Annotated in this window: 16 protein-coding genes; 9 read left to right on the top strand and 7 right to left on the bottom strand. The window is 72.0% G+C overall.

Annotation, left to right across the window (positions count from 1 at the left end; translation table 11 throughout):
- Genes RM555_RS21125 through RM555_RS21115 form a run of 3 tightly spaced genes read left to right on the top strand, consistent with a single transcriptional unit; the run spans position 1 to position 2,353 of the window.
- Positions 1-441 (top strand): acyl-CoA thioesterase, encoded by a 441-nt coding sequence (locus tag RM555_RS21125; protein WP_132238187.1) that lies wholly within the window; start codon positions 1-3, stop codon positions 439-441.
- A gap of 20 nt (positions 442-461) precedes the next feature.
- A complete protein-coding gene (locus tag RM555_RS21120; protein WP_132238185.1) occupies positions 462-995 on the top strand; it encodes a flavin reductase family protein in 534 nt (177 codons plus the stop codon).
- Positions 992-2,353, top strand: a complete 1,362-nt coding sequence (locus tag RM555_RS21115; protein ID WP_311413363.1) for a cytochrome P450 — start codon at positions 992-994, stop codon at positions 2,351-2,353. The genes RM555_RS21120 and RM555_RS21115 overlap by 4 nt, the downstream gene beginning before the upstream one ends.
- A 443-nt stretch (positions 2,354-2,796) precedes the next feature.
- Here the strand turns inward: RM555_RS21115 and RM555_RS21110 are convergent, their stop codons facing one another.
- Positions 2,797-3,573, bottom strand: a complete 777-nt coding sequence (locus RM555_RS21110; protein ID WP_311413362.1) for an AraC family transcriptional regulator — start codon at positions 3,571-3,573, stop codon at positions 2,797-2,799.
- Positions 3,574-3,904: 331 nt separating this feature from the next.
- Between RM555_RS21110 and RM555_RS21105 the strand changes: the two genes are divergently transcribed.
- The 4 genes from RM555_RS21105 to RM555_RS21090 all read left to right on the top strand — a co-directional run bounded on the left by RM555_RS21105 (position 3,905) and on the right by RM555_RS21090 (position 9,122).
- Entirely contained in the window at positions 3,905-4,711 is an 807-nt protein-coding gene (locus RM555_RS21105; protein ID WP_311413361.1) for a MerR family transcriptional regulator, read from the top strand.
- 413 nt (positions 4,712-5,124) lie between these two features.
- Complete coding sequence (locus RM555_RS21100; RefSeq protein ID WP_311413405.1) at positions 5,125-7,032, top strand: CRTAC1 family protein; 1,908 nt, start codon at positions 5,125-5,127, stop codon at positions 7,030-7,032.
- On the top strand, positions 7,029-8,084 hold the full coding sequence (locus RM555_RS21095) for an enediyne biosynthesis protein (protein ID WP_311413360.1): 1,056 nt from the start codon (positions 7,029-7,031) through the stop codon (positions 8,082-8,084). The genes RM555_RS21100 and RM555_RS21095 overlap by 4 nt, the downstream gene beginning before the upstream one ends.
- Before the next feature lie 96 nt (positions 8,085-8,180).
- On the top strand, positions 8,181-9,122 hold the full coding sequence (locus RM555_RS21090) for a hypothetical protein (protein ID WP_311413359.1): 942 nt from the start codon (positions 8,181-8,183) through the stop codon (positions 9,120-9,122).
- Between the two features lie 60 nt (positions 9,123-9,182).
- On the opposite strand, the gene RM555_RS21085 is transcribed toward RM555_RS21090, so the two are convergent.
- The 3 genes from RM555_RS21085 to RM555_RS21075 are packed head-to-tail and all read right to left on the bottom strand — an operon-like array spanning position 9,183 to position 11,421.
- Entirely contained in the window at positions 9,183-9,851 is a 669-nt protein-coding gene (locus RM555_RS21085; protein WP_311413358.1) for a lysoplasmalogenase, read from the bottom strand.
- A complete protein-coding gene (locus RM555_RS21080) occupies positions 9,848-10,699 on the bottom strand; it encodes a sterol desaturase family protein (RefSeq protein ID WP_311413357.1) in 852 nt (283 codons plus the stop codon). The genes RM555_RS21085 and RM555_RS21080 overlap by 4 nt, the downstream gene beginning before the upstream one ends.
- A complete protein-coding gene (locus tag RM555_RS21075) occupies positions 10,696-11,421 on the bottom strand; it encodes a FadR/GntR family transcriptional regulator (RefSeq protein WP_311413356.1) in 726 nt (241 codons plus the stop codon). Before RM555_RS21075 ends, RM555_RS21080 begins: the two co-directional genes overlap by 4 nt.
- Positions 11,422-11,519: 98 nt before the next feature.
- Between RM555_RS21075 and RM555_RS21070 the strand changes: the two genes are divergently transcribed.
- Positions 11,520-12,071, top strand: coding sequence for a PadR family transcriptional regulator (locus tag RM555_RS21070; RefSeq protein WP_311413355.1), 552 nt, complete (start codon positions 11,520-11,522; stop codon positions 12,069-12,071).
- 27 nt (positions 12,072-12,098) lie between these two features.
- Positions 12,099-13,820, top strand: a complete 1,722-nt coding sequence (locus tag RM555_RS21065; protein ID WP_311413354.1) for an acyl-CoA dehydrogenase family protein — start codon at positions 12,099-12,101, stop codon at positions 13,818-13,820.
- Between the two features lie 79 nt (positions 13,821-13,899).
- On the opposite strand, the gene RM555_RS21060 is transcribed toward RM555_RS21065, so the two are convergent.
- The 3 genes from RM555_RS21060 to RM555_RS21050 all read right to left on the bottom strand — a co-directional run bounded on the left by RM555_RS21060 (position 13,900) and on the right by RM555_RS21050 (position 18,209).
- Positions 13,900-15,339: a coiled-coil domain-containing protein gene (locus RM555_RS21060; protein WP_311413353.1), complete on the bottom strand. Its 1,440-nt coding sequence runs from the start codon at positions 15,337-15,339 to the stop codon at positions 13,900-13,902.
- Positions 15,340-15,511: 172 nt separating this feature from the next.
- Positions 15,512-15,655, bottom strand: coding sequence for a hypothetical protein (locus tag RM555_RS21055; RefSeq protein WP_311413352.1), 144 nt, complete (start codon positions 15,653-15,655; stop codon positions 15,512-15,514).
- Between the two features lie 13 nt (positions 15,656-15,668).
- Entirely contained in the window at positions 15,669-18,209 is a 2,541-nt protein-coding gene (locus RM555_RS21050; protein WP_311413351.1) for a pectate lyase family protein, read from the bottom strand.
- Between the last annotated feature and the right edge of the window lie 68 nt (positions 18,210-18,277).

Genomic DNA, 18,277 nt, shown 5'->3' with positions numbered 1-18,277 from the left:
ATGGACAAGTACTTCGAGTACCTGCACACGGTGGGCTTCGAGGAGACCAACCTCGTCGGCAACGTGTACTACGTCAACTATCTGCGCTGGCAGGGGCGCTGCCGGGAGATGTTCCTGAAGGAACGGGCACCGGACGTGCTGGCGGACGTACGCGACGACCTGAAGCTGTTCACCCTCCGGGTCGACTGCGAGTTCTTCGCCGAGATCACCGCGTTCGACGAGTTGTCCATCCGGATGCGCCTGGTGGAGCTGGCACAGACGCAGCTGGAGTTCAGCTTCGACTACGTCAAGCTCGACCGGGACGGCGGCGAGACGCTGGTGGCCCGGGGCCGGCAGCGCATCGCCTGCATGCGCGGCCCGAACACCCGCACCGCGCCGGCGAGGGTGCCGGAGGCACTGGTGACGGCGCTCGCGCCGTACACCTCGGCGCGGCGCACCTGACGGCGCGAGGAGGAGACGTCGTGGACGTACAGCGAACACTCACCGTCGGGACGCCCGACGTGACGGCACTGCGGCGGGCGTACGGCGCGTTCGCGACCGGCGTCACGGTGGTGACCGTCGGCGGTGCCACCCCGCACGGGATGACCGCCAACTCGTTCACCTCGGTGTCGCTCGACCCGCCGTTGGTGCTGGTGTGCGTCGACCGGAACGCGGTGATGCACGCCTGTCTCTCCGAGACCCGGGAGTTCGCGGTCTCGGTGCTGACCGACGCCCAGGAGAAGGTGGCCCGGTACTTCGCCGACGGGCGGCGACCGCTCGGCGGCGAGCAGTTCGACCAGGTGGACTGGCGGCCGGGCGCGACGACGGGGGCGCCGCTGATCAGCGGCGCCCTCGCCCACTTCGAGTGCGAGGTGTGGCGTTCCTACGACGGCGGCGACCACACCATCTTCCTCGGCCGGCTGCTCTCCCTGGAGCGCCGGTCGGACGGGGAGGCCCTGCTCTTCCTCTCCGGACGGTTCCGTCAGGTCGAGCGGGAGCGGAGTGAGGCGGCATGACGACGATCGAGGGAGCGGCCCGGCGCACGCCGCCGGGCCCGCCCCGCTCCGCCGGCCTGCACATGCTGGTCCTGATGGGCCGGGACCGGCTGCGGATGATGACCCTGGCCGCGGAGCGGTACGGCGACGCCGCCCGGCTGCCGGTCGGCCCCAAGCAGCTCTACTTCTTCAACCACCCCGACCACGCCAAGCACGTCCTGTCCGACAACAGCGCCAACTACCAGAAGGGCATCGGCCTGGTGCACGCCCGCCGGGCGCTGGGCGACGGCCTGCTCACCAGCGAGGGTGAGCTGTGGCGCAAGCAGCGCAAGGTGATCCAGCCGGCGTTCCAGAAGGGACGGCTCGCCCAGTACGCGGGGGTGATCGGCGAGGAGGCCGCGCTGCTGGTCGAGCGGCTGGCGGCGCGGGCCGGCGGCCCTCCGGTGGACGTGCTGGAGGAGATGACCACGCTGACCCTCGGGGTGCTCGGGCGGACCCTGCTCGACGCCGAGCTGAGCGGCTTCCACGGCGTCGGCGGGTCGTTCGCCGCCGTGCAGGACCAGGCGATGTTCGAGCTGGAGACGCTCAGTGCGGTGCCGCCATGGATCCCGCTGCCCCGGCAGTTGCGCTTCCGGCGCGCCCGCCGCCACCTCCAGCAGGTCGTCGACGAACTCGTCGCAGGCCGGGGCCGGGACGTGGACGGTCGCGACGACGTGCTCTCCCGCCTGATCATCTCGACCCGGCTGGAGAAGGACCCGCGGGTGGCCCGGCAGCGGCTGCGCGACGAGCTGGTCACGCTGCTGCTGGCCGGACACGAGACGACCGCCAGCACGCTGGGCTGGAGCCTGCACCTGCTCGACCGGCATCCGGAGATCCGGCAGCGGGTCCGCGAGGAGGCCGTGACGGTGCTGGGCGACCGGCTGCCCGGGTACGAGGACCTGCACCGGCTGCGGTTCACGGCGATGGTGGTGGAGGAGGCCATCCGGTTGTATCCGCCGGTCTGGCTCCTGCCCCGCAAGGCCCAGCAGGCCGACGAGATCGGCGGGTACCACGTGCCGGCGGGGGCGGACATCCTCATCTCCCCGTACACCCTGCATCGGCATCCCCGGTTCTGGGACGAGCCGGACCGGTTCGACCCGGACCGCTTTGACCCGTCGCGCAGCACGGAGCGCCCCCGGTACGCGTACATCCCGTTCGGCGCCGGCCCACGGTTCTGCGTGGGCAACAACCTGGGCATGATGGAGGCCACCCTCGTCCTGGCCATGCTGCTGCGGGACGTGCGCCTGGCGGGGGTGCCGGGCCGTCCGGTGGTGCCCGAGCCGATGCTGTCGCTGCGGGTGCGCGGCGGGCTGCCGATGACGGTGCACAAGGTCGACTGATCCCCGCGCAGCGGTCCCGCGGGCGCCACGGCGTCCGCGGGACCGCCGCGCGTCCGCACCGCCCCGGACGCCGGCTCCGCTTCGGCGTGACGTGGAGGCGTGGACGTGGGGCGTGACGCGGGGGCGGCGTGCACGGGGAGCCTGACGCGGTGGCGTGCACGGGAGCCTGACGCGGTGGCGCGCACGGAACGTGACGCGGGGGAGCGCCGCGACCGGGGCGTGCAGCGGCGCCGTGCACGGGGGTGGTCCGGCGGCGGGCATGGCGGCACCCCGGCCGCCGACGCGAAGCGTGCACGGCGGCGGCCGGGTGGCGGGCATGGCGGTACCCCGGCCGCCGACGCCGTTGCGGGCGCCGGCGGCCGGGGTGCCTCGTGGCCGACCGCGGGTGACGCGGCGGTGGGGAGCGCCGCCCGAGGGGTACGCGGTGCTCCGCCGGGGGCGGGTCAGGCCGCGTACACCTCGGCCCGGTTCTCCCCCAGGGCCTGGCGTTCGCTCGCCGCCTTCCGGCTGTCGAGCAGGGCCAGGAGCACCGGTGGATCTATCTTGGACACCTGCTTGAGGTGGGCGTCCGCGGTCAGGGTCTGCCGGCCGCGGACGACCAACGGCCCCACCGCGGACACCATCACGCTGTCCTGCTCGAGCCGGAGCACGTCGCCGGAGACGGAGTGACACAGCAGGTACCAGGTGCCGTCGGGCACGTTCACGAAGCGGTAGACGCCCGGCGACTCCAGGATGGCGCAGCGCGCCGGCGGGCCCTCGGGGATGCGGTGCTGGAACAGCCCCATGAAGATGAGCCCGGGCACCGGCCCGCGGGCGGGGGCGGTGACCCGCCCGGTGATGGTGCCATGCGTCTGGCCCGACGGGCGTTGGGTGGGGATGCGCGGGGTGAAACCGCCCATCCGCCGGTACGTGGTGGGTGGCAGGCCGACGCTCTTGGTGAACCTGGTGCTGAACGTGCCGACGCTGTTGTAGCCCACCCGGAGGCTGATGTCCGTGACGTTGAGCCTGGTCGTGGTGAGCAGCCGCTTGGCCTCCTGCAGGCGGATCGCGGACAGGAACCGACCGGGCGAGATGCCGGTGACCCGCTGGAAGATCCGCGTGAAGTGGAACTTGCTGAACATGGCTGCGCGTGCCATGTCGTCCACCGTCAACTGCTCCGATAAATTGCTGCGCATCGTGTCGATCGCTCGTTCCACTGCCTGCTCTGCGCTGTCGTGCATTTGTCTCCCCCGGATTGCGGACAATCCCAATGTGTGGATGTGGCGAATTGGGCCGAGTCATTTGGGAGCATCGACCGCCACTATTCCCCGCTAACCGCAGTCGATGCTAGCCGAGCCCGGACGGCCGGTCAACACGTTCTGCGTTCGGAGAGTAGCGCGGAGTGACGAGGGGGGGCTTATTAATTCTTGCCCAGAATTGGCAAGTGCCACTGTACGTTCCGGATGAAGATCGCTAAGATTGCGCTTCGTATTGTGGAACTCGCCAGTATCCGTGCCGCCTTCTATCAATCCTTAGCGTAATTTTTCGGACATCGGCGGCGCGTTCCGATGCGTGGCGATCAAGCTGCCTGGCGCCCTCGTCGCCAGCGTGTCCGATCCGCCGTGGATGAGCATCGATCAATGGCTAGCGATCGATCTCTATGGCAAGATTGCCCAAACGTTCGCCAGGGGCGGAGGACGCGTGCGTATCTCGGAGCTCAGTCGACAGAGTGGCGTGTCGGTCCCGACGATCAAGTTCTATCTGCGTGAGGGACTGCTTCCGGCGGGCCTGCCCACCGGTCGCAACCAGGCGGACTACAGCGAGCGGCACCTGCGCCGGATCCGACTGATCCGGACCCTGAGCGGGATCGCCGGGCTCGATCTCTCCTCGGTCCGGGAGATCCTGGCGGCCATCGACGACGACGAGGTCGGTCTGCGCGACGCGTACCAGGTGCTGGACCGCGCCCTCTACCTCGACGGGTCGGAGACGCTGGGCAGGGCCGCCGTGGACTGCGCACGCACGGAGGTGGCCGAGTTCGCCGACGCGCTCGGCTGGTCCCGCGAGACCAGTGCCTCCGGCGGTGAGGTGCTGGCGCAGGTGCTGGCCGGGCTGCGCAGCCTCGGCTGCGAGGCCGACGCCCGCTTCTTCCTCTCCTACGCCCGCGCCGCCGAGCAGCTCGTCGTCGCGGAACTCGACCTGCTCGCCGGCGACGGCGGGACCGAGAAGGGTCCCGCGATCGTGCGCAGCGTCCTGTTCGGGGTCGCCCTGTCCGCCCTGCGCCGCATGGCGCACGAGCACCACGCCGCCCTGCGATTCCCACTGAATGCGGTTGAGTGCGGTCCTCGAACGGGTGAGATGCCGGATCCAACCGGCCGGTAACGTGCGCGCCTCCTTCGGCCACTGAGCAACTTTTGAGAAGAACTCAAGCCGTGCTCCCGCGACCATAAGTGGGCCGGCGGCGACTTTCGCGGCCGGTTCACCAGGCATCGTGAAGGGACCGCACGCCATGCCTCGATCGGCTGAGAATGGGCAGCGCCGGCCACGTACGCCGTAGCGCCCCGCGTGAGTGAATGCCCCGTTCCTGCGGCAATGAACTGCCGATGGATGACAGCGAAAAAATTGTCGCCGGGACAATTCACTCCATTTCTCGGTCGGCGACACTGCCCGTCGCCAGACCCGGCCGCACGGCGAGATCAGCCGCTGCACGGCACGGGTGGTGGCCCAATCTGGAGGGGAACCCCTTGCCATCCCAACCCGTCGGCGCCATCCGCCGAATCATTCCCGCTGTCTTCGTGCTGGTCCTCGTGGCCGCGTTCTTCGCCGTGGCCCGGCTGCCCAGCGCGTCGGCCGAGGAGCGTCAGACGCTGGCGTCGCGGTTCGGCTTCACCGAGCTGCCGATCGCGCTGCCGCCCGGCCTTCCCGAGCGTTCCGTGCGACCGGTCAATCCCGAGTACGAGCACATCCGCGCCTGGGTGTCGTCGGTCGGCGCCGCCGTCGCGGCCAACGACCTCGACGGCGACATGATCGCCAACGACCTCTGCCTGGTCGACACCCGCAGCGACAGCGTCATCGTCACGCCGTCGCCCGACGGGCCCGCCCGGTACGCGCCCTTCGTGCTGGACCCCGCGCCCCTGCCCACCCACAAGTCGATGGCGCCGATGGGCTGCGTGCCCGGCGACTTCAACGGCGACGGCCGCACCGACCTGCTCGCCTACTACTGGGGTCGCACGCCGGTGCTGTTCCTGCACCGCGCCTCCGCCGCCGGACCGCTGGCCCTGGGGACCTACCACCCCACCGAACTGATCGGCCAGCCGTCCTCCTCCAGCGGCGAGTACCAGGGCAAGTTCTGGAACACCAACGCGGTCGCGGTCGCGGACTTCGACGGCGACGGCCGGCCGGACATCGGCGTCTTCAACTACTTCCCCGACAGCCAGGTGCTCGACCCGGCCGGCCAGCCGAACGTGGAGATGAACCACTCGCTGTCCCGCGCGCAGAACGCCGGCGGGGCGCACGTGCTGCGCTGGACCGCCGCCACCAGCGGCGACAACCCGACCGCGACGTACGTCGAGCAGTCCGCCATCCCGCCGCAGTACGCGACCGGCTGGACCCTCGGCGCGGGTTCCGCCGACATCGACGGCGACCTGCTGCCCGAGCTGTACCTGGCCAACGACTTCGGACGGGACCGCTTCTTCCACAACGTCTCCACGCCGGGCCAGATCCGCTTCGCGGTGGCGGAGGGCCGCCGCGGCGCGCTCACCCCGAAGTCCATGGTGGTCGGCCACGACTCCTTCAAGGGCATGTCCATCGAGTTCGGCGACCTCGGCGGCACCGGCAAGTTCGACATGTTCGTCAGCAACATCACCACCTCCTGGGGCCTGGAGGAGAGCAACTTCGTCTGGCGCAACAACTCGTCTAGCCTGGCCGACGCCCGCAAGCGGTTGAGCGAGGGCAAGGCCGTCTTCGACAACAAGGCCGCCGAACTCAACATGGCCTGGGTCGGCTGGGGCTGGGACGCCAAGATCGCGGACTTCGACAACAGCGGCGAGATGTCGGTGGTCCAGACCGCCGGGTTCGTCAAGGGCAAGATCAATCGTTGGTCCTGGTTGCAGGAACTGGCCATGAGCAACGACCTCATGCTCCGCAACCCGGCCATGTGGCCCAAGGCCGAGCCGGGCGACGACATCGCCGGCTCCGAGCCGTTCGCGTTCTGGGTGCGGGAGAAGAACGGGCGCTACGCGAACATCAGCGCCGAGCTCGGCATGACCGACAGCACCCCGAGCCGCGGCGTGGCCGTCGCCGACACCAACGGCGACGGGGGCCAGGACTTCGCGGTGGCCCGCCAGTGGGGCGCCCCGTCCTACTACCGCAACGACAAGCCCGGCAGCGGCAACTTCCTCGGCCTGCGCCTGTGCCGCCCCGGTGAGGACGGCCGCGGCACGCCCGCGTACGGGGCCCAGGTCCGGGTGAAGACCGCGGACGGTCGTACCCGCGTCGCCCAGCTCGACGGCGGCAGCGGCCACTCGGGCAAGCGCAGCTTCGACGTCTTCTTCGGTCTCGGCGACGCCGGCGCCAAGCCGGTCTCGGCGGAGATCGCCTGGCGCGACCTGAATGGTGGCGTGCACAAGCAGACCCTCGACCTCGCCGCGGGCTGGCACACGATCATGCTCACGGACAAAGCCCAGGAGATGAACGCCAAATGACCGACGTCCGAGACAGCGCCCGCACCGACACCGACGTGAGGGGGAAGGGGGGCACCGCGGTCGCCGACGCCCCGGTCGGCCCGGCGCCGACCGTCACCTTCGACCGCAACGCGTCGGTGGCGGCCACGCCCGGGGCGCCCCCGCGCATCGACCGGCGGGACCCCCGCTACCTGGCCCTGCGCAACTTCGCCATCTCCATGAGCATCTTCAACATCCTCGGCTACACGGTGCTCGGCTTCGAGCAGCCCTGGACCTGGCCGCTGCTCGCCCTGGCGGTCGGTTACGCCACCGAGATCGTGGTCGAGCTGGTCACCGCCCGCGCCAACAAGCGCCCCGCCGCCTTCACCGGCAACGGCGCCTGGGGCATGTACACGTTCCTGCTGCCCACCCACATCACGGCGCTCGCCGCGAACATGCTGCTCTACGCCAACGACAACTTCTGGCCGATCGCCTTCGCGGTGGTCGTCGCCATCGGCCAGAAGGCGATCTTCCTGGCGCCGATCAAGGGCCGCATGCGGCACTTCATGAACCCGTCCAACTTCGGCATCACGGTGACCCTGGTGGCCTTCTCCTGGGTCAACATCGCCCCGCCGTACCACTTCACCGAGGACGTCCCGGACATGATCCGGATCCTCGTGCCGCTGGTCATCCTGACGGCCGGCACGGTGCTCAACGGGGTGCTGACCAAGAAGATCCCGCTGGTCGTGGGCTGGGTGGGCGGCTTCGTCATCCAGGCGCTCGTGCGGCACTTCATCTGGGACGTCGCGCTCTGGGCGGCCCTGCTGCCGATCACCGGCGTCGCGTTCGTGCTCTTCACCAACTACATGATCACCGACCCGGGCACGACGCCCAGCTCGGGTCGGGCCCAGTTCATGTTCGGCGCGAGCGTCGCCGGCGTCTACGGCGTGCTGATCGCCTTCAACGTCGTCTACACGCTCTTCTTCGCCGTGACGATCGTCTGTCTCGCCCGGGGCCTGCTCTGGTGGGGCATCTGGCTGCGTGACCGCTCCCGGCGTGCGAACACGCCTGAGGTGCGGCCCGCCGTCACCTGACGCACGGGCAATCCGTCGCCGGCGCGGCCCCGGGTGGGCGCGCCGGCGACGGACCTCGTTCCGACCGACCCGCATGGCAGAGAGGAGAGCTGGGCGATGAGCGTGCACCGCAGCCCGCAGGCCCCACCGCGAGGTGTGCCGCCGGAATCCGTACCCCGGCCGGTGGCCCGCCCCGGACGGACGGCGGTGATCAGCGCCGCGGCGGGAGTGCTGCTCGCCGTGCTCTGGTCGTTCGAGCTGGTGGACTCGGTGATCGGCGACACCGTCGCCGACACCCTGCTGGGCCACGACGCGAAGGGCACCGCCATCACCGGCACCGCGGCGGGGCTGCTGTTCGCCTTCGTGTCCGGCTTCGCCGGGACCTTCACCGCCTGCAACATCGCGATGGCGGCCTCGGTCGGCCCGATGAGCCAGGCCGGCGCGGCCGGGCAGCGCCACGGCGTACGGTCGCTGCTGCGGCCCGTCGCCTGGTTGACGGTCGGCATGCTGGCGGTGTCGGCGACCTACGGCGCGCTCGGGGTGCTGCTCGGCGAACGGCTGCCGCAGCTGTCCACCGACACCGTGGGCGGGATGCCCGTACGCCTGATCCAGTCGTCGGTGGTCTTCGGCCTGATCGGTCTCGCGCTGACCTACCTCGGGCTGGCGGCCCTCGGCCTGCTGCCGGACGTCTTCGCGCGCCGGCCGGTGGCGCGGGTGGTCGTCATGGGCGCCCTGGTCGGGGGGTTCCTGGTCGGCCGGCCGTACCCGCTGTTCAACAAGCTGTTCCACTGGGCGGTCGACACCGGCAACCCGGCGTACGGGGCGCTCGCCTTCGCCCTCCAGTCGCTGGGCAACGTGCTGATCGTCGCGGCGCTCTTCGCGGTCCTCATCCTGGCCAGCCGGGGTCGGTTCCTCGCCTGGATGGCGTCGCCGCGGCGCGCCGCGACCGTGACCGGCGCACTGCTGGTCGCGCTGGGCGTCTTCACCGTCGTGTACTGGGACCTGCGCGTGCCCGCGATCTTCGGGGTGGGCTGGTTCCCGACGATGCCGTACAACTGAGCGGCGCGACGACCGACGGCGCCCCCGGTCCGGGATGGAGCGGGGGCGCCGTCGGCCCGGTCAACGGGCGTTGCCGGACACCGGCCCCGGGGCGCCCGCGGGGCTGCCGGTGCCGGCCGTGGGCCGGGCGCGCCCGGCGGTGGCCGCCAGCCAGCCGGTCGTGATCAGCAGCAGGGCCGCGATGTAGGTGGTCATCACGGCCAGGCCGTGGCCGGGGATCCGGGAGCCGGCGGCGTCCATCCCGATCAGCAGGTCGGAGACCAGGAACAGCCCACCGCCCAGGGCCACGCGCCGGGAGACGCCGGCCGCGGCGGCGGCCATCAGGCTGAGCGCGAGGCTGTAGCCGAGCACCGGCAGCCGCAGCGGGCCGAGGGAGTTCCAGAGCACCAGGTTGGCCGCCACCCAGCAGGCGAGGTAGGCGGCGACCGCGACGACCGGCGGGCGCCGGTGGCGCAGGAAGGCGGTCAGGAAGGCCACCTGGGTGCCGAGGAAGCATCCCATGCCGACGAGGAACGCCGTGTCGCCGGAGACCAGCAGCGCGATGTCGCCGCCGGTCGCGAAGACCAGCCCGACGGCCACGGGGTCGACGCGCCGGCGTACCCGCAGCAGGTGGGCCAGCAGCACCGGCGCGAGCAGGGGCTTCGCCAGCCACTGCAGGAGGGTCGAGTCGGTCGCCACGCCGATCAGCTCGACGGCGGCCACCACGCCGAACAGCCAGAGAAGGCTCATCGGGCCACCGCCGGCTGCGCCTGCGGGGTGGGCTGCCAGCCCGGCCGGCCCAACACGTGGCCGAGGCGGTGCCGCCAGGACGAGGCGGCCCGGGCGTCGGCCCAGATCGCCCGGTACTCGTGCGTCGCCACCCGCAGCGGGTTGTACGTGTCGATGTTCTTGGTCAGGCCGTAGCGGACGGCGGCCCGTTCGGGCTCGAAGGTGCCGAACAGCCGGTCCCAGACGATCAGGATGCCGCCGTAGTTGCGGTCGAGGTACTCGGCGTTGGCGCCGTGGTGCACCCGGTGGTGCGAGGGCGTGTTCAAGATCCACTCGACGGGCCGGGGCAGCCGGCCGACCCGCTCGGTGTGCAGGAAGAACTGGTACAGCAGGCTGACCGACTGCTGGAGGAAGATCATCCACGGCGGGATGCCGAGCAGCGCCAGGCCCAGCCAGAACGGCACGGACGTCATCGGGGTCCAGCTCTGCCGCAGGGCCGTGGAGAGGTTGAAGAAGACGCTGGAGTGGTGCACCACGTGCCCGGCCCAGAGCAGCCGCACCTCGTGGTGCGACCGGTGGAACCAGTAGTAGGCGAGGTCGTCGGCGAAGAACAGCAGCACCCACGTCCAGACGCTGGTGGGGGAGAGCTGGATCGGCGTGACGGTGTACGCGGCGGCGTAGAGGCCGATCGTCGCCAGCTTCCACGGCACGCCGATGACCTGGCTGCCGGCGCCCATGGTCAGGCTGGTGGCGGTGTCGCGCACCTCGTACCCGCGTTCGCCGTCGTCGGGGGCGAACCGGTAGGAGAGCGCCTCGACGACGATGAGGAGCAGGAACGCCGGTACGGCGTAGAGCACGGCGGGGATCATGCCCGGGCTTCCCTTCTCGGAGCTGCGGCGGGGGTCGTGAGGGGGGCGGTGAGCAGGGCCCGCGCCTCGCGGGCGGCGTCGGCGGCCCGGCCGGTGACGACGGCGTCGGCGAGCCGGCGGTGGCCCGCGACGTCGAGCAGCTCCGCGGCGCGCCGCTGCGGCGGCACCTCGCCGACGGCGAGCGCGCCGGCCACCAGGCTGTTGAAGGCCAGCAGGTAGGCGGTGTTGCCGGAGCCGGCGACGATGTGCCGCCAGAGCACGATGGTGGCCTCACCCATCCCGGCCAGGTCCGGTGCCAGGCCCGCGTACTCCTCGACGGCCCGCAGGATCGCGGCGCGCACCGCCGGGTCGCCGCGCTCGGCGCAGAGCCGCGCCGCGTCGACGCCGATGCAGGCCCGCATCTCCAGCATGTCGCGGACCAGGGTGTCCACCGGGAGGGTGTCGTGGAAGCGGGTGAGCGACAGGGCGAGGTCGAGCCCGGCGTGCACCCGCCAGTCCAGCACCCGGGTGGCGCCACCCTGGCTGACCCGCACCAGGCCGAGCTGCTGAAGGCGGCGCAGGGCCTCCCGCACGGCGTGCCGGTTGACCCCGAAGGTGGCGGCCAGCTCCCGCTCGCCGGGCAGCGCCTCGTCGGGGCGGTAGACGCCGCTGACGATCGCGTCGCGGATCTGGCCGAAGACGTGGTCGGAGACCGAGGAGCGGGGGACGGGAGCGAACGCCATGCCGAGGAGTGTGGCGCGGCGCACATCAACCCGTCAACTGGTTGGACCACCCTGGGCGGCACTTGCTATGCAACGAGTTGCATAGCAGGATGGCGGGCATGGCGCTCGAACACGCGATCCTGGTCTCCCTGCTCGAACGGCCGGGCTCCGGCTACGAGCTGGCCCGGCGTTTCGAGCGCTCCATCGGCCGCTTCTGGACGGCCACCCACCAGCAGATCTACCGGGTGCTCAAGCGGATGGAGGCCGACGGCTGGGTCACCGCCGAGGAGATCGGCCAGGAGGGCCGCCCCGACAAGCGGTCCTTCTCGGTGGCGCCGGCCGGCCGGGCCGCGCTGGTGGACTGGCTGCGCGCGCCCGTCCAACCCGAGGCGGTCCGGCACGAACTGGCCGTCAAGATCCGCGGGGCCGCCTTCGACGACGCCGCCGGCCGCGCCGCGCTCGTCGCCGAGGTCGAGCGCTACCGCGCCACCCACGAGGAGACGCTCGCCCGCTACCTGGCCGGCGAGCGGCGGGACTTCCCCGACGCCGCCGCGCCCGACGCCGCAGCGGCGCTCCAGCACGTCGTGCTGCGCGGCGGCATCGCGTACGAGCGGATGGTGCTCGCCTGGCTCGACGACGTGCTGGCCACCCTGCGCACCCTGGACGACTGACCCGACCCCACCGAAGGGAGTCCCGCCATGGCGGACTCGCTCCTGCTCAACCCGCACCGCTACGACCCCGCCCACCTCGACGACACCACCCGCCGGCTGCTGCGGGCCACCGTCGACTGGTTCGAGGGCCGGGGCAGGAAGGCGCTGCTCGACACCTACAACCGGCACGAGTGGTACGCCGACTTCCTGGAGTTCGCCGCGAAGGAGGGGCTGTTCGCCGCCTTCTGCACGCCCGCCGCCGACGGGGGAGGGGACCCGGCGAGGCGCTGGGACACCGCGCGCAACGCCGCGCTCAGCGAGATCCTCGGCTTCTACGGCCTCGGCTACTGGTACACCTGGCAGGTCACGGTGCTCGGCCTCGGGCCGGTCTGGCAGAGCGACAACGCCGCCGCGCGTGCCCGCGCCGCCGGGCTGCTCGCCGACGGCCACGTGATGGCGTTCGCCCTCTCCGAGCGCGCCCACGGCGCGGACATCTACTCCACCGACATGGTCCTCACCCCCGACGGCGACGGCGGGTTCCGCGCCACCGGCGCCAAGTACTACATCGGCAACGGCAACGTCGCCGGGCTGGTCTCGGTCTTCGGCCGCCGCGCCGACGTCGAGGGACCGGACGGCTACGTCTTCTTCGCCGCCGACAGCCGCCACCCCGCCTACCACCTGGTCCGCAACGTGGTGAACGCGCAGATGTACGTGAGCGAGTTCCGCCTCCAGGACTACCCGGTGCGCCCCGAGGACGTGCTGCACACCGGGCGGGCCGCGTTCGACGCCGCGCTCAACACCGTCAACGTGGGCAAGTTCAACCTCTGCACCGCCTCGATCGGCATCTGCGAGCACGCCATGTACGAGGCCGTGACCCACGCCCACAACCGGGTGCTCTACGGCCGGCGGGTCACCGACTTCCCGCACGTGCGGCGCGAGTTGACCGACGCGTACGCGCGCCTGGTCGCGATGAAGCTGTTCAGCGACCGCGCCGTCGACTACTTCCGCTCGGCGGGCCCGGACGACCGCCGCTACCTGCTGTTCAACCCGATGACCAAGATGAAGGTCACCACCGAGGGCGAGCGGGTCGTAGACCTGCTCTGGGACGTCATCGCCGCCAAGGGCTTCGAGGCGGACACCTACTTCGACAAGGCCGCCAAGGACATCCGCGGGCTGCCCAAGCTAGAGGGAACGGTGCACGTCAACCTCACGCTGATCATGAAGTTCATGGCCAACTACCTGTTCCATCCGGCCGAGCACCCGCCGGTGCCGACCCGGCACGACGCCGCCGACGACGAGTTCCTCTTCCGGCAGGGCCCGGCCCGGGGCCTGGGCGCGATCCGGTTCCACGACTGGCGCGCCGCCTACGACGCCCACGCCGAGGTGCCCAACGTCGCCCGCTTCCGCGAGCAGGCCGACGGCTTCTGCGCGCTGCTGGCCGCCCACGCCCCGAGCGAGGAGCAGCAGCGCGACCTCGACTTCCTGCTCGCCCTCGGCCAGCTCTTCGCGCTGATCGTCTACGGCCACCTGATCCTGGAGCAGGCCGAGCTGACCGGCCTGGACGGCGACGTGCTCGACGAGATCTTCGACGTCCTGGTCCGCGACTTCTCCGCGTACGCCATCGACCTGCACGGCCGGGCGGCGACCACCGGCGAGCAGGCCGACTGGGCGCTGGCGCACGTCCGCCGGCCCGCGGCGGATCCGGGGCGCACGGCGCGGATGTGGGCGCGGGTGGCGGCGCTCAGCGGCGCGTACGAGATGCGCCCCTGACCGGTGCGGCCCGCGGCGACCGACCGCCGTCTGCCCGGCGCGGGCCGGTCGGCCGCCGCCGGGCACCACCCGGCGCCGGTCAGCCGGCCGTGACCACCTGGTTCGCCGGCTGCGGCGCCGGCGCCTCGGCCGGGGCCCGCCCGCCGTCGCCGGGGGCGGTCGCCGCCGCGTCGTCGCTGCCCTCCGGGGTCGCGTCGCCGGCGGGTCGCACCGCCACCGGCACCGGCCGGTCCGGCCTCGGCCGGGCCGCGACCTGCGGATACTCGGCGGTCTCCGCGCCGCCCGTGGCGGCCGCCATCACCGCCGCCGCGGCCAGGTCGGCCACCCGCTTCGCCTCCCGCTTGACCCGGGCGCGGACCTCCTTGGCGTGCTGCTCGGCGGAGTCCGCGGCCCGGCGCGCCTCGTCGAGGCGGCGCAGCTCGTCGGTCAGCTCCTGCCGGGTCTCGGCGAGGCGCTGCTGCACCTCGGCGAACTCGTGCTCGACGCCCGCGCTCTCCTGCCGCGCCTGGGCCAGCTGCTGCTGGGCGGCGTCCAGCTCGGACTGCATCCGCGCCAGCGCCTCCCGCCGGTCCCGGATGCCCTGCTGCGTCGCGGCGAGCTGCTGCTGGTGGGTCGCGGCCTGCTCGTCCACGTGCTGGCGGACCTTGGCCGCGTACTGCTGGGCCTCCGCGATCAGCGTCGCGATCTCCTGCTCGGCCGCCGTACGCTGGGCGCCGAGCTCCCGCTCGGCGGACGCGAGCTGCTCGGCGATCTCCTGCTCGGCGGCGGCCCGGCGCTCGTTGATCTCCCGCTCCACGCCGGCCTGCCACTGGCCCAGCTCCTGCTGGGTCTTCGCACGCGCCGCCTGCACCTCCTGCTGGATCTGGGCGCGGGCCGAGGCCAGGAACGCCTCGGACTCGACGCGGGCCTGCTCGACCTGCTGGGCGGTCTGCTCGTCGATCCGCTTCGCCTCCTGCACCGCGTGGTCGTGGGCCGCCTCGCCCGCCGCCCGCAGCCGTTCCGCCGCCTCCCGGATCCTGGCCAGCTCGGCCTGGGCGTTGGCGCGGCGTTCCTCGTGTTCCCGGTCGTGCTCGTCGCGCCGCGCGGCCGCCTCCTCCGTCAGCTCCCGCAGCGTCGTGGTGGCCTGCTCGCGGGCCTCGGCGAGCACCCGCTCCGCCTCGGCCTCGAGTTCGGCGGCCCGCTGCCCGGCGGCGTCGGTGATGGCCCCGGCCTGCTTCTCGGCCAGGGCCAGGATCTGGTCGACCATCGGACCGAGGTCGCGGAAGGACGCCCGGTCCGGCTGCGCCGGCCGGTCCCGCAGCTCGGTCGCCTCGGCCCGCAGCCGGTGCACCTCGACGGTCAGCTCACGCAGCTGGGCCGAGGCCCGTTCCCGCTCCGCGGCCCGCGCCGACCGTTCGCCGTCGACCTGCTCGACGTAACGGTCCACCTGCCGCTTGTCGTAGCCGCGCAGCGCGAGGTCGAAGCTCGGCCGCGAGGCCGCGTCCTCGCGTGCCGCGAACGGGTCGTCGCCGTGGGACATGCATCCTCCTCCGTACGATCGCGAGCGCCGCGCCGGCGGGAGAGCCGCCCCACGGGCCGTGCTGAGGCGCCACGCTACCGTCGCGGTCGTACGCCCCCGCGAAAAGGGTGACCACAAGCGACGGCCCCGCGGGACCGGGTGGTCCGCGGGGCCGCCGCCGCCCTGGTGGGGGCTATCGCCAGGTGATGTCCGACGGCGAGTAGAGGCAGTTGGTGCCGTCGGCGCCCTCACCGATCTCGCTGGGCTCGCTGCCCTTGGGCACGCCCTGGTACTTCACGCAGATCCGGGTCGTGCGGACGGTCGGCCCGACCGCCACCCCCGGGTCCGGCTCAGGGGTTGATCCGACCGGCGCCGGCCCCGGCGGTCACGGCCGCCTTGACCCCGCTCGCGTCGTCGAGCCGGTACGGGTAGGGGATGGCGGCGACGTCGCCGGCGCTTTCCGGCGCGCCGGAGTTGGTGAAGATGTTGTTCCGCTGGACCAGGTCACCCGGGCCCGACTCGGCGTAGCCGACGGCGGTGGGCCGGGTCACGTTCTCGAAGTGGTTGCCCTCGACCAGCACCCCGGCGCCCATCGTGGACGCCACGCCGTAGTCCGCGCCGAAATAGTAGTTGTTGAACACGTGCACCGGGTCGCCGAACCGGACGCGCGGATGGCGCTCCCGGCTCCCGTCGAACCAGTTGTGGTGGTAGGTGACCCGCAGGTGGCCGATGTCGGCCGTGTGCCCGTCGTCGTGGCCGAGCAGCATGCTCTTGGTGTGGTTCGTGACCCGGTTCCACGAGACGGTGACGAAGTCGGAGGCCCGCTTGACGTCCACCGCGCCGTCGTAGCCGCCGTCGAAGGTGTTGTGGTCGATCCAGACGTTGCGCGAGCCCTGCACGTTGATCGCGTCGTCGTCCCAGCCCCGGAAGGTCAGGTTGCGGACGATGACGTTGCTCGCGCCGCTGATGTTCAGCCCGTTGTCCAGCGTCGCGTTGCCCACGCCGAGCACGGTCTTGTTGCTGCGGACGTCGTTCATCTTGTCGGGCATGGTCAGCGCGCCCTGCACCCGGATGACCAGCGGTGCCGAGGACTCCAGGGCGTCGGCGAGCGCCTGCCCGTCGGAGACGGTGACCGTCTGGCCGCCGGCGCCGCCGGTCGTGCCGCCGTTCTGGGTGGCCCAGCCGATGAGGTCCCCGGCCGGCGGCGTGGTCGGCGTCGGGGTCGGCGTGCCGGTCGGTGGCGGCGTGGTGGCGGGCGGGGGCGTCGGCCCGCCGGGCAGCCCGACGCGACCGACCCCGGCCTGCGCGGTGACCACAGCCTTCGTGTCGCAGGCCGGGCCCACGGTGTACGCGTACGGCGGGTTGGTCACACTGCCGCCGGTCTGCCCGGCGCCGGAGTTGACCAGGCAGTTGTTCCTGGCGACCAGCCGGCCGTCGCCGGAGGAGCCCTCCGCCAGGTGGTACGGGTCGTCGACGTTCTCGAAGTGGTTGCCCTCGACGATGACCCCGGCGTCCTCGGTGGACGCGACGCCGTAGTTGCCGGTGTTCAGGTAGTAGTTGTTGAACACGTGCACCTGGTCGCCGAAGCGGACCCGGGGGTTGCGCTGGTTGGTGTTGTCGAAGAAGTTGTGGTGGTAGGTGACCTTCAGCCGGCCAGTGTCCTGGGCGGCGTTGCCGTCGTCGTGGCCGAGCAGCATGTTCTTGTCAGTGCCGTCGGCGTGGTTGTAGGAGACCGTCACGTACGACGAGCCGCGCTTGATGTCGACGCCGCCGTCCGCCCCGGTGGTCCAGGTGTTGTGGTCGATCCAGACGTGGTGGGTGAACATCTGCACGTTGATCGCGTCGTCCGCCCAGTTCCGGAAGTTGAGGTTCCGGATAATCACGTTGTGCACGGCGTTGGCGGGCGGCGCGGTGACCGCGTTGTCGATCGGCAGGCCGATGTTCAGGCCGCCGCCGGTGAACCCGGAATTGGCGCCGACGCCGACGATGGTCTTGTCCGAGGTGACCTCGTGCATCGGGCCGGGCAGCGCGATCATGCCGCTGACCTGGATGACCTTGGGACCGCTCGATGCCGCCTCGGTGACGAACTGGCTGGCGGTGGTGACCGTGACGGTGGGGCCGCCCGCGCCGCCGGTGGTGCCGTTCTGGCCCCACGCGTCGACCGAGGCCCAGCCGTCGGCCACGTTGCTGCCGGGGTTGCCCGGGTCGCCGGTCGGCGACGGCGTGGGGTTGGTGGGCGTCGGCGTGGGGCCGGCGCCGCCCGAGTCGACCCGCACGTCGTCGAAGTCGGCGCTGGCGTAGAACGTCGCGACGCCGATCCGGCCGTTGGCATACGAGGTGTCGGTCGCCTCGGCGAGCAGGGCGCCGTTCACGTACCCCTTGAGCGAGCCGCCGGCCACGTCCAGCCGCACGGTGTAGGTCGTCCCGGTGTCGACCGACAGGGCGGCGGTGTCCAGCGTGGTGGCGGAGCCGCCGCTCAGCCGCTTCAGCTCGACGGTGTTGTTGCTGCGCAGGGCCAGGTAGTAGTAGCTGGTGCTGCTCTGCACCCGGGCGAGCAGCGCGACGAACCGGTTCGACCCGTTGAACGCGGTCGGCCGGACGGTCGCCTGGACGGAGTAGTCCGTCCAGCTCGACGTGCCGGCCAGCGAGCGGGCGTCGCTGCTGGTGCCGCCCTGCCGCAGCGCACGCGCGCTGTCGCCGGTCACCGACCAGCTGCCGCCGGAGGCCGTCCAGCCGGACGAGTTGCCGTCGGAGAAGTCGTCGGAGAAGAGCGTGTCGGCGTGGGCGGTGGCGGCCATGCCGACGGTGAGGGCGACCGCGAGGAGCGCGGCCCCGATCGCGGTGAGGAACCCTCGGCGGTGCCTCCGCCGACGAGTGTCGGAGTGGTGCACGGGACCTCCCTGGTGGTGATCAAATGATCGATGAGCATCGATCCCTGAGGGTGTGGTGCGCCGTGGAC

The organism is Micromonospora reichwaldensis, assembly GCF_031845925.1.
GTDB lineage: Bacteria > Actinomycetota > Actinomycetes > Mycobacteriales > Micromonosporaceae > Micromonospora > Micromonospora reichwaldensis.
The sequence above is the reverse complement of the archived record's forward strand: the minus strand, read 5'-3'. Positions and strand labels throughout refer to the sequence as shown.